Raw genomic sequence first — 11,056 nt, forward strand, 5'->3', positions numbered from 1 at the left:
CGTCATACCGCCGCGCAAGAATGCCAAGCCGTGGAAGCCATCGACTGCAGGGGCTATCGCTCGGAACGAGGCGCTGCGCGCTTCGAAATACCTTGGCCGCGCCATCTGGAGAAAATGGAGCGGATACCACCGACGAAGCCGCGCCGAGACGAAGATGCATTGCGTGAAGCTGCTGGGGCAGAGCCTCATGGCGCGCGACTTCGATCGTCAGGTCGCCGAACTTCAGATCCGCGCCGCCGTGCTCAACGGCTACACCGCGCTCGGCATACCCGTCACAGAGCCTGTGGGATAATTGCGTCCGGGGAAAGGGGAACTCCGGACGTTACCGACTTTGCGCAACAAAGCCGTCCCGGACTCGAAGGTTTGACGCTAAATAGCGGCAGAAAACGCAAAAGCCCCGCAGGAAATGCGGGGCTTTGTGTCGAAGACAGGGCGTTTGACGTCTTTTACTCTGCGGCGACAGAGGCAGGATCGGCAAGAGTAACAATATCGCGCATGATCGTGTTCAACTCAAAATCCTTGGGAGTATAGACTTGTGCAACTCCCATCGCTTTCAAGCGCCGCGCGTCTTCATCCGGAATGATGCCGCCGACGATCACCGGCACATGGCCTAGCCCGTCTGCCCGCATCCGCTCCATCAGGTCTTCGACCAGTGGAATATGGCTGCCGGACAGAATCGACAGACCGACCACATGCGCGCCCTCGCGCGCCGCTTCGACGATCTGTTCCGGTGTCAGGCGGATCCCTTCGTAGTCGATCTCCATGCCGCAATCCCGCGCCCGGAACGCGATCTGTTCAGCGCCATTCGAATGCCCGTCGAGCCCCGGCTTCCCCACCAAAAACCGCAGCCGGGTGCCCAGCCGGTCGCTCACCATGTTCACCGCTTCGCGCAGATCCTCCAGCCCTTCTGTCTTGTTGGACACCGATCGCGATACCCCTGTGGGGCCTCTGTATTCGCCAAATACAGAGCGCATCTGCGCCGCCCATTCGCCGGTGGTCACGCCCGCCTTGGCGCAGGCAACAGAGGCGGGCATCACGTTGCGCCCTTCGGCAGCGGCCGCGCGCAGGTCTGCCAGTGCTGCACGGACCTCACCGTCGTTCCGCGCGTGCCGCCATCCATCCAGTCGGTCGATCTGATCCTGTTCCATCGCCGGATCGACCGTCATGATGCCGCCGTCCGCGTCCATCAGCGGGCTGGGTTCGCCGTGGGTGAACTTGTTGACGCCCACCACCACGGTCTCTCCACGTTCGATGCGGTTCAACCGTTCGGCATTGCTGTCGACCAGCCGCCCCTTCATGTATTCTATGGCCTCGACGGCGCCACCCATGCTGTCGATATTGGCCAGTTCGGCGCGCGCCCCCTGTTTCAACACCTCGACCTTGGCATCCACCGCCGGGTTGCCGTCAAACAGATCGTCGAATTCCAGCAAGTCGGTTTCATAGGCCATGATCTGTTGCATGCGCATCGACCATTGCTGATCCCAGGGCCGGGGCAGGCCAAGCGCTTCGTTCCACGCGGGCAATTGTACGGCGCGCGCGCGGGCATTTTTCGAAAGGGTGACAGCCAGCATCTCGATCAAGATGCGGTAGACGTTGTTTTCCGGCTGTTGCTCGGTCAGGCCAAGGCTGTTCACCTGCACACCATAGCGAAAACGACGGTACTTTGGGTCTTCCACGTCATAGCGGTCGCGACAGATTTCATCCCAGAGATCCACAAAGGCGCGCATCTTGCACATCTCGGTCACAAACCGGATACCGGCGTTCACAAAGAAACTGATCCGCCCGACCAGTGTCGGGAAATCCTCTGCCGGGACGCGGGTCTTCAGTTCATCCAGAACCGCCGTGGCCGTGGCCAGTGCAAAGGCCAGTTCCTGTTCGGGTGTCGCGCCCGCCTCTTGCAGGTGATAGGAACACACGTTCATCGGGTTCCACTTGGGCACATTGGTATAGCAGTACTCTGCGACGTCGCCGATCAGTTTCAGGCTGGGTTTCGGCGGGCAGATATAGGTGCCCCGGCTGAGGTATTCCTTGATCAGGTCGTTCTGCACAGTGCCTTGCAGTTTTGACACATCCGCGCCCTGTTCCTCGGCCACAGCGATATACAGCGACAGCAGCCAGGGGGCGGTCGCATTGATCGTCATCGAGGTGTTCATCTGTTCCAGCGGAATATCCTGAAACAAAGCTCGCATGTCGCCCAGATGGCAGACTGGCACGCCAACCTTGCCGACCTCGCCGCGTGCCAGAATGTGGTCACTGTCATAACCCGTCTGTGTCGGCAGATCGAAAGCGACCGACAGGCCGGTCTGTCCCTTGGCCAGATTGCCGCGATACAATTCGTTCGAGGCTTTGGCCGTCGAATGACCTGCATATGTGCGGATTAGCCAGGGTTTGTCGCGTTGCGGCATCTGGGTTTCGGTCATCGGGGCCTCCGTCAGGCATGAATCGTGTTCGGCAATCTTGTTGCGTTTTGACTGGGATACGCGAAAGATTATGTCTCTGTCAATTCGCCGCGTCGCAGCGCGAGCAGATGCAGCATGGGCCGACTTCGGGACAAGCGCAATCTGCTGCGGCGCGGCGGAGCTTGGGTTTAGGGGTGATGCGGTCGGTTTTGACCAAATCGACACGGGTTGAGGTTAAACCGCCTCGTTTGTAAAAACACCGCTCGGCGATACCTGCCCCTTGCCGCCTGGACACGCCCCTGCAAGAGTTTCCGCAATGACGTCGCAAGTATCCCTGCCGTTTTGGCTCTTTGCCTTGATCCTCGCCTTTGCGGTGGTCAGTTTTGCGACGCACTTTCTGTTTCCATCGGTGCGTTGGGTTCTGCGGCGTCGGCTTGAACGCGCCGTGGCGCAGTTGAACCAACGGTTGGAGCGTCCGATCGAACCCTTTCGCCTGCTGCGCCGATACGATCTGATCCAGCGCCTGTTGTATCATCCGGACGTCACTCAGGCGATTGTCGAACATGCCGCTGAACACGGGTTGCGCGAGGATGTCGCCTTTGAGCAGGCCCGTCGGTACGCGCGTGAGATTGTACCGTCGTTTTCCGCTTTTGCCTATTTCGGCCTTGGCCTGCGCTTTGCGCGTTGGTTGTCGAATACCTTGTATCGCGTTCGGCTGGGGCGTCATGACGGCGAAGGGCTTGCCGCAATCGACGCGGAGGCCACGGTGGTTTTTGTCATGAATCACCGATCCAACATGGATTATGTGCTGGTCACGCATCTGGCCGCCAACCGGTCGGCCCTGTCCTATGCAGTGGGTGAATGGGCGCGTGTCTGGCCCCTGTCGCGGCTTATCCGCTCTATGGGGGCGTATTTCATCAGGCGGAAATCGCGCGATGGGCTGTACCGCAAGGTTTTGCGACGCTACGTCCAAATGGCGACCAGCGGCGGCGTGACCCAGGCGATTTTTCCTGAAGGCGGGCTAAGTCTGGATGGCGCACTTGCGCAGCCGAAACTGGGGCTGCTGGCCTATCTTCTTGACGATCTCGATCTTACAAGCCGCGATGTCGTATTTGTTCCGGTGGGACTGAATTATGATCGCGTCTTGGAAGACAAGGTGTTGATTGCCGCCGATCGTCGAGGGCCGCGCCGGTTTGATGCCTCCGTCACGCGCGTCATTCGGTCTGTCCTTCGTCAAGTTTGGCTGCGCCTGACCGGGCGGTTCCACCGTTTTGGCTATGCGGCGGTCAGCTTTGGTCCTCCCTTGTCATTGCGCGGTCATCCGGCGCTTGCCGAAGATGCCGCGACTTTGGCTGAGACACTTATGGCGCGGATAGCGGCCATTATCCCGGTCCTGCCGGTGCCCCTTGTCGCACATCTTCTTTTGCGTGGCCCGCAAAGCCGCGCCGAACTGGAACGAGGCTTTTCCGACGCAGTGGCCGACCTGCCGGAGGCGCATGTCCATCTCGCCCGGAACAACCGTGATTACAGCGTCGAGTTTGGCCTGCGCGCCATGATAGAGCGTTGTTTGGTGGAGGAACGGGACGGACTGTTCCATCTCACGCCGCAGGGGGCGCCCTTGGCCGCCTACTACGCGCGTTCCATCGACCACCTGTTCTGAACAACCACATCCGCCTTGTTCGCGAGGCATTTGGCGAAGTGTGCTGACGACACGTCGGTGGCTGGATGCTGCGCTCGCATTGGTCTTTCTGCATGCGCAGGGTCATAAAATTACAAAAACGAAGCAACTGATGTTGCAATGTTGCGTGGCGCCGAATATTCCGATGGTCAGACGCCGCGATTCTGCACCGCAGAACCGGTCAACCCGTCCACTCTGGCCTACAGGAGACCGATATGGCTCTGGATACGCAAACGAACATCGCTCAATATGATGCGCCGGAAAAAGACCTCTACGAAGTCGGCGAAATGCCCCCGATGGGCTACGTCCCCAAAAAAATGTACGCGTGGGCGATCCGCCGTGATCGTCATGGCGAGCCCGATCAGAGCTTTCAGCAGGAAGTGGTCGATGTCTGGGACATCGACAGCCATGAGGTGCTGGTTCTGGTGATGGCGGCAGGCGTCAATTACAACGGCGTTTGGGCCGGTCTGGGTCAGCCGATTTCGCCGTTTGACGTGCATGGTCAGGACTACCACATCGCCGGGTCCGACGCCGCCGGAATCGTCTGGAAGGTGGGCGACAAGGTCAAGACCTGGAAAGTCGGCGACGAGGTTGTCATCCACTGCAATCAGGACGACGGCGACGATGAGGAATGCAACGGCGGCGACCCGATGTTTTCCCCCACCCAGCGGATCTGGGGGTATGAAACCGGTGACGGGTCGTTCTCGCAGTTCACAAAGGTGCAGGCACAGCAGCTGATGCCGCGTCCCAAGCATCTGACCTGGGAGGAAAGCGCCTGTTACACGCTGACGTTGGCCACCGCGTACCGGATGCTGTTCGGCCACCATCCGCATGAGCTGAAGCCGGGCCAGAACGTCCTGGTCTGGGGCGCGTCGGGCGGCCTGGGATCTTACGCGATCCAACTGGCGAACACGGCGGGTGCAAATGCGATCGGTGTGATCTCGGACGAAAGCAAGCGTGAGTTCGTGATGGCACAGGGCGCCAAAGGCGTGATCAACCGCAAGGATTTCGATTGCTGGGGCCAACTGCCTATCGTGAATTCGCCCGAATACAACGCGTGGCTGAAAGAGGCGCGCAAGTTCGGCAAGGCGATCTGGGAGATCACCGGTAAGGGCGTCAGCGTCGACATGGTGTTCGAACACCCCGGTGAGGCGACCTTCCCGGTCTCCACGTTGGTGGTCAAGAAGGGCGGCATCGTCGTGATCTGTGCTGGCACGTCCGGGTTCAACTGCACCTTTGACGTGCGGTACATGTGGATGCACCAGAAGCGCCTGCAAGGTTCTCACTTTGCCAACCTCAAGCAAGCGGCATCGGCCAACCGGCTGATGATCGAGCGGCGTCTTGATCCCTGCATGTCCGAGGTGTTCCCCTGGGCCGAGATCCCGGACGCCCACATGAAGATGCTGCGCAATGAACACAAGCCTGGCAACATGTCGGTGCTGGTGCAGGCACCCAAGACCGGACTGCGTACACTTGAGGATGCATTGGCCGCCCGCAAGTAATCTTTGGCCGCCGATCCCGGTCTGTCTGACGCCCGCGAATCGCCTTTGGCATCGCGGGCGTTTTGCGTTTGAGACCCGGTTTGAACAGATTCAGATACTTGCCGAAACGCCCCCTCGCTATTTCTGGGGAGGAAGATTCCGCGAATTTCGGCATGTTCGGCTGCGTGCTAAGGTTGTTTTAATGAAGCGTTAACCATCTATACACGAGGCTGATCATGGGACATGACTGGATTTTGGACGTTCTCACTGACCTGAAATCATTCGCTCGGGCAAATGGCATGCAGTCGTTGGCCGCGCAGCTGGATGATGCATCTTTCGTCGCGCAGGCAGAGATTGCGTCCCAGGCCGAGGGTAATGGCATTGGGCTTTTTGTCGGGAAACGCACTGCGACTGGACGGACTGATCGAGCGGCTCGAATCCGCTGAGGGACTCGAGGATCTGCAAATCCTGATCGAGGAATTGCGGGACAGCTATGGGGTCGACCACATTGTCTATCACTGGGTCAACAGCAATGGCGAACAGTACGGTTGCGGCACCTATGACCTGGAATGGGTCAACCGCTACGTCGAGAAAGGCTATTTGCGTGTCGATCCGGTGGTGGTGGGCTGCTATCAGCGGTTTCACCCTGTGGACTGGAAGCGGCTCGACTGGTCTGGCAAGGCTGCGCGCGCGCTCATGCAGGATGCCATCGCCTATGGCATCGGCAACCAAGGGTTTTCGATTCCTCTTCGTGGTCCCAACGGTCAATTCGCCCTGTTCTCGCTTTCGCACAATTGCAATGACACCGAATGGGAGGATTTCACCGTAACCAACCGGCGCGATCTGATCCTAATTGCGCATTACTTCAACCAGAAGGCGCTGGAATTCGAACCTGGTCGCACGCCAGAGGCCTCACAGTCCTTGTCCCCGCGTGAGATCGAAGCCATGACGCTGCTTGCAGTAGGCTACAGCAGGGCGCAAGCTGCTGATACTCTTTCGATTTCTGAGCATACCTTGCGGGTCTATGTCGAAAGCGCCCGACATAAACTGGGCGCACTGAACACCACTCATGCGGTCGCACGGGCCCTTAGTCGGGGCGTGATCGTGGTCTGAAAACGCGTTTTGGTAAAGCGTGTGTTCGGGCTGCGCGCGCTCAGGTTGAATCTCGTTAACCAGTTCGTCGGCAATCTCTCCTCATCGAATTTACATTCCGAGGGGAAATCGAAAATGATCCGCTACATCTACGGCACCGACCTGCACAAGTTCCCGAAGCTCGCCGAAGCGATGTTCCGCGACCGCGCCGACCAGTTCAAAACGCGTCTGGGCTGGGAAGTGTCCGTCGACGAGCATGGTCTTGAGCGCGACGAATACGACAATGAGAACCCGCTGTATGTCATCTGGGAAAACGCTGACGGCACTCATGGTGGCTCGATGCGGTTGCTGCCCACAGTGGGCCGCACCATGGTCAACGATCATTTTGTTCACCTGACCGACGGCGTGCGCATCCAGTCGCCGTTGATCTGGGAATGCACCCGGTTCTGTCTGGCCCGTGGTGCCACTCCGGGCGTTGCGGCGGCGCTGATGTTGGCCGGGGGTGAGGTCATGCAGGAATTCGGCGTAGAGCACTATGTCGGTGTCTTCGATGCACGCATGGTGCGGATCTACCGTCGCATCGGCTCTTCGCCGGAAGTGCTCGGCCAGCAGGGCGAGGGCCGCGAACAGATCAGTGTCGGACTGTGGGAGTTTACCCCGGCTGCACAGGCGCAGGTGTCAAAAAGCGCAGGTATCACGCCGGAGATGTCCAAGCGGTGGTTCGCGCGGTCGTTTGGCGACATCGTGGTGCCCAAGGAACTGGAAGCGGCCTGAGGAACTTTGGACACAGGTAAATCCAATTGATGCTTCAAAACGCGCGTAGGGTGATCCCTGCGCGCGTTTTCCATTCCCGGCCAAGGCGGCAGGGCCGTCAGCGGCAGAAATGAGTATTTGAACCAAGAAGAAGATGTAAAGGGTTCTGGTGGCCCTCAGCCCGGCGCGGTATTGTCCGGCATGACCTTGCCCTCCCTTGTATTTTCCGACGATCAGGCCGCTGCTTATGACAGCGTGACAGATCTCTTGCGCGCCGCCGGCGTCGACCTGGACGAGGGGCTGTGCCTTCCGGCGCAGGAGGGGCGGGCGCGTGTCATGGCCTTGATGGGCAAAGCAGGCAGCGGCAAGACGCTGCTACTGGCTGAATTGGTCAAGGCGTTGGAGGCAGTCGGGGTCGAAACAGTCTCTGGCGATTACGAAAGCAGGCGGTCACGCGACAAGCGCACTCTTGCGGTGCTGGCACCCACCAACAAGGCGGCCAGCGTGCTTCGGATGCGTGGCGTCCCGGCGACAACAATCCACCGGATCATCTATACGCCAGTTTATGACCCCGAGTACGAAAAGATCGCCGAATGGCTCATGGGCAATGAAGACGAGCGGCCACAGATAGAGGGGCTGACCGATGTGGCACTGGAACGCGCGCTGGCAGTTTATGCCCTGCACAAATCGGTTCCGGCCGCATTGGCGGCGGCAGGCCTGAGGGGAAGCGATTTCATCACCGGCTGGAAGCGGCGCGAAGAGCCGTTGGACATAGGCTTTGTCGACGAATCCTCGATGCTGGACGAACGTCAGTTCGAGGATTTGCAGGAGATTTTTCCTAACCTTGTCCTGTTTGGCGACCCGGCGCAGTTGGCGCCCGTCAACCAATCGGGCAAGATGGTGTTTGACGGATTGAAAGACAGCCAGAAACGCGAGCTGAGCCGCGTGCACCGGCAGGCGGCCGATAACCCGATCCTTGATCTGGCGCATGCGCTGGCCGATCCCGCCCTTGGGTTCGAAGATTTTGAACGTATGGTCGAGGATGCGTCGCGGCGCGACGACCGGGTTGTGTTTGCCAATCGGGTCGAGGTTGACCTGATGGCACGCTCTCCCGTGTTGGTCTGGCGCAATGCCACGCGCATTCGGCTGATCAACGCCTTCCGCCGCGTGCATGACGCCCCCGCCGATAGCCTGTTGCCCGGTGAACCGCTGATCTGTGACGGGCTGGAACTGCCGCTGAAACACCGCAAGAAACGGCTGGATCTTGAGGCGCGCGGCCTGATCAAGGGCGCGCAGGTGATTTATCTTGGACCCGGCAAAAAGCCGGGGTTTTCGCGCCTGCATGTGGTTGGCGCGATGGAGCCGCAGGTGTCCGCAGCGTCCATCGTCAAGATCGAGATGCCTGACGAGGAAGAACCGTTCCTGCCCTATGCGGCGCGGATGGGGGCGACCTTTTTGCACGGGGCGGCGGTGACGATTCACAAGGCGCAGGGTAGCCAGTGGGAGGCAGTGCAGGTCTTTGCCCCCGATCTGTTTGCCGCAGCAAGGGCTGGTCGCAACGAGGCCGGGCAACCCTTGTGGAAGCGGCTGGCCTATGTGGCGATCACACGGGCACAGTCGCGGCTTTTCTGGGTGGTGCGCAACCGGCTGGCGCGGCCTTCGGGGCCGCTGCGGGTAGATGATCTGGCGGGTGCACCGGCACCACTGGCGCTAGAGGCCGAGGTGGACGGCCCCGCTGTTTGATCGGCGTGCTCTTGAACGTGAGGCAAAAAAAAATATGGCAAAATGCACTCTCAAGGTGGCCGTGGGCGGCTTTGGTGCCATTGGCAAGGCGGTCGCGGCGGCACTGGATCAAGGCATCGACGGGCTGGAGCTTGTCGCGGTCTCAGCGCGCGATGCCACCAAGGCCAAGGCCCACATGGCCAGGCATTTCCGGAGCAGTTACGATGTGCTTTCACTGGACGCACTGGCCGCGACCGCCGATGTGGTCGTCGAATGCTGTCCGGCACATCTGTTGGATCAGGTTGCCCGACCCACGCTTGAGGCTGGCAAGATCGTCGTGGTGGCAAGCGTTGGCGGGCTGCTTGGCGCGCCACATCTCACGGAGATCGCCACCCGAACAGGCGGACGTATTCTGGTGCCATCGGGCGCATTGTTGGGGCTGGATGCGGTGCAGGCCGCCGCGCAGGGCAAAATTGACAGCGTGACGATTGTCACCCGAAAACCGCCCGCCAGCCTGAAAGGAGCTCCCGCGATTGAAAAGATGGGACTGGATCTGGACGGCCTGACCGCCCCGGTTCAATGCTTCACCGGATCGGCGCAGGACGCGATCAAGGGGTTTCCCGCGAATACAAACGTCGCCGTGGCGCTAGGCCTTGCCGGAATCGGCACCGAACGCACGCAGGTCGAGGTGTGGGCCGACCCGACCGTGGACCGCAATACGCACAGCATCACTGTCATTTCCGACAGCGCCAACATGAACATGACAATTGAGGGCATTCCGTCCGACGACAACCCAAGGACGGGCCGGATCACGCCGCTTAGCGTGATCTCGACCCTTCGGCGGTTGGTGGCCCCGATGGTGATCGGGGCCTGAGCGCGGCAAGATCAGTCTGCGATCTTGACGATCTGCTTGCCCGTGTTGCCGCCCTTCAACATGGCCATGAAGGCGTCTGGCGCGTTCTCCAACCCCTCGGCGACATCCTCAAGGAACGACAGTTCGCCCGCCGCGACCTTGGGGCCGACCTCTTGCAGGAAGGCGGGGAAATTGCCCCAGTGGTCAAAGATGATAAAGCCGTTCACCGACAATCGCTTGACCAGAATGGATCGCCAGACTGCGGGCAGGCGGTCGGCGCAATCCTCGGTCCCGCCATACCATGAAATCGCGCCGCAGATCGGGATGCGGCCATGCACGTTCATCAGCGGCAGCACCGCTTCCAGCACCTTACCGCCGACGTTCTCCCAGTAGATGTCGACGCCGTCAGGTGCCTCTGCCGCAATCGCCTTGCGCAGGGCAGAGGCGTCGTCATAGGCGCGGTGGTCGATGGCGGCGTCAAAGCCGAAGGTTTCAACCGCAAGGCGGCACTTTTCGGCCCCGCCTGCAATCGCAACGGTGCGCAGGCCCGCCGCCTTGGCCAGTTGACCGACCAGCGATCCCACCGGACCAGTGGCTGCCGCCACGACCAGCGTTTCACCCGCCTTGGGGCGACCGTATTCGCGCAGCCCGGTCCAGGCGGTGAAGCCCGGCATGCCCAGCACGCCTAGGGCTGTCGATGGGGGCAGGGCGTCGTCAAGGCGACGCACCTCTGCCGCGGGCAGAACGGTGTGGCTGGCCCATCCGGTCATGCCTGTGACCATGTCCCCGGGTGCAAAATCCGTGCCGGGGGCCGTGACCACGCGACCAACGCCCTGACCGGTCATGGTGCCGTCGATCTGGACGGAGGGCGCATAGCTTTTCACGTCATCCATGCGGCCGCGCATGTAGGGGTCAAGGGACAGGTGTGTGACCTCAATCAGCACCTCACCCTGTGCGGGGACGGGCGTCAGATCGGTCTTGAGCGCGAAATCTTCGGCCACTGGATGGCCCGACGGCCGTCGGGCAAGGGCAATGCGCTGCATCTGGCTGGTCATGGGGAATCCTTGCGTCACAATTT

9 protein-coding genes are annotated in these 11,056 nt (G+C 60.5%); 7 read left to right on the forward strand and 2 right to left on the reverse strand.

Annotated elements, in window-relative coordinates; translation table 11 throughout:
• On the forward strand, positions 1-292 hold a 292-nt coding region (locus CHB90_RS08295), incomplete at its 5' end, for a transposase (RefSeq protein ID WP_141135827.1).
• A gap of 154 nt (positions 293-446) precedes the next feature.
• Here CHB90_RS08295 and CHB90_RS08300 read toward each other — a convergent pair.
• Complete coding sequence (locus CHB90_RS08300; protein ID WP_089277402.1) at positions 447-2,420, reverse strand: protein meaA; 1,974 nt, start codon at positions 2,418-2,420, stop codon at positions 447-449.
• A gap of 295 nt (positions 2,421-2,715) precedes the next feature.
• Here CHB90_RS08300 and CHB90_RS08305 point away from each other — a divergent pair, with 295 nt between their 5' ends.
• The 6 genes from CHB90_RS08305 (at position 2,716) to CHB90_RS08335 (ending at position 9,999) form a co-directional block, all read left to right on the forward strand.
• Positions 2,716-4,059, forward strand: a complete 1,344-nt coding sequence (locus CHB90_RS08305; protein ID WP_089277403.1) for a 1-acyl-sn-glycerol-3-phosphate acyltransferase — start codon at positions 2,716-2,718, stop codon at positions 4,057-4,059.
• Between the two features lie 233 nt (positions 4,060-4,292).
• On the forward strand, positions 4,293-5,579 hold the full coding sequence (gene ccrA, locus CHB90_RS08310) for a crotonyl-CoA carboxylase/reductase (protein WP_089277404.1): 1,287 nt from the start codon (positions 4,293-4,295) through the stop codon (positions 5,577-5,579).
• A 354-nt stretch (positions 5,580-5,933) separates the two neighbouring features.
• Positions 5,934-6,671 (forward strand): helix-turn-helix transcriptional regulator, encoded by a 738-nt coding sequence (locus tag CHB90_RS08320; protein ID WP_089277406.1) that lies wholly within the window; start codon positions 5,934-5,936, stop codon positions 6,669-6,671.
• A 114-nt stretch (positions 6,672-6,785) separates the two neighbouring features.
• Positions 6,786-7,424 carry an acyl-homoserine-lactone synthase gene (locus tag CHB90_RS08325; protein WP_089277407.1) on the forward strand — a complete coding sequence of 213 codons (639 nt, stop codon included), beginning with the start codon at positions 6,786-6,788 and terminating at the stop codon, positions 7,422-7,424.
• Positions 7,425-7,604: 180 nt separating this feature from the next.
• Positions 7,605-9,146, forward strand: a complete 1,542-nt coding sequence (locus tag CHB90_RS08330) for an ATP-dependent DNA helicase (protein WP_089277501.1) — start codon at positions 7,605-7,607, stop codon at positions 9,144-9,146.
• A 34-nt stretch (positions 9,147-9,180) separates the two neighbouring features.
• On the forward strand, positions 9,181-9,999 hold the full coding sequence (locus tag CHB90_RS08335; RefSeq protein WP_089277408.1) for an aspartate dehydrogenase: 819 nt from the start codon (positions 9,181-9,183) through the stop codon (positions 9,997-9,999).
• A gap of 11 nt (positions 10,000-10,010) precedes the next feature.
• On the opposite strand, the gene CHB90_RS08340 is transcribed toward CHB90_RS08335, so the two are convergent.
• Positions 10,011-11,033 (reverse strand): NADP-dependent oxidoreductase, encoded by a 1,023-nt coding sequence (locus CHB90_RS08340; protein ID WP_089277409.1) that lies wholly within the window; start codon positions 11,031-11,033, stop codon positions 10,011-10,013.
• Between the last annotated feature and the right edge of the window lie 23 nt (positions 11,034-11,056).

The organism is Antarctobacter heliothermus, assembly GCF_900188425.1.
Lineage (GTDB): Bacteria > Pseudomonadota > Alphaproteobacteria > Rhodobacterales > Rhodobacteraceae > Antarctobacter > Antarctobacter heliothermus.

What these genes read in the sequence shown, in the direction of transcription:
- CHB90_RS08330 (WP_089277501.1), top strand. Translation starts at nt 7,605, where the DNA reads ATGACCTTGCCCTCCCTTGTATTTTCCGACGATCAGGCCGCTGCTTAT.
- CHB90_RS08320 (WP_089277406.1), top strand. Translation starts at nt 5,934, where the DNA reads ATGGCATTGGGCTTTTTGTCGGGAAACGCACTGCGACTGGACGGACTG.
- ccrA (WP_089277404.1), top strand. Translation starts at nt 4,293, where the DNA reads ATGGCTCTGGATACGCAAACGAACATCGCTCAATATGATGCGCCGGAA.
- CHB90_RS08305 (WP_089277403.1), top strand. Translation starts at nt 2,716, where the DNA reads ATGACGTCGCAAGTATCCCTGCCGTTTTGGCTCTTTGCCTTGATCCTC.
- CHB90_RS08340 (WP_089277409.1), bottom strand. Translation starts at nt 11,033, where the DNA reads ATGACCAGCCAGATGCAGCGCATTGCCCTTGCCCGACGGCCGTCGGGC.
- CHB90_RS08300 (WP_089277402.1), bottom strand. Translation starts at nt 2,420, where the DNA reads ATGACCGAAACCCAGATGCCGCAACGCGACAAACCCTGGCTAATCCGC.
- CHB90_RS08335 (WP_089277408.1), top strand. Translation starts at nt 9,181, where the DNA reads ATGGCAAAATGCACTCTCAAGGTGGCCGTGGGCGGCTTTGGTGCCATT.
- CHB90_RS08325 (WP_089277407.1), top strand. Translation starts at nt 6,786, where the DNA reads ATGATCCGCTACATCTACGGCACCGACCTGCACAAGTTCCCGAAGCTC.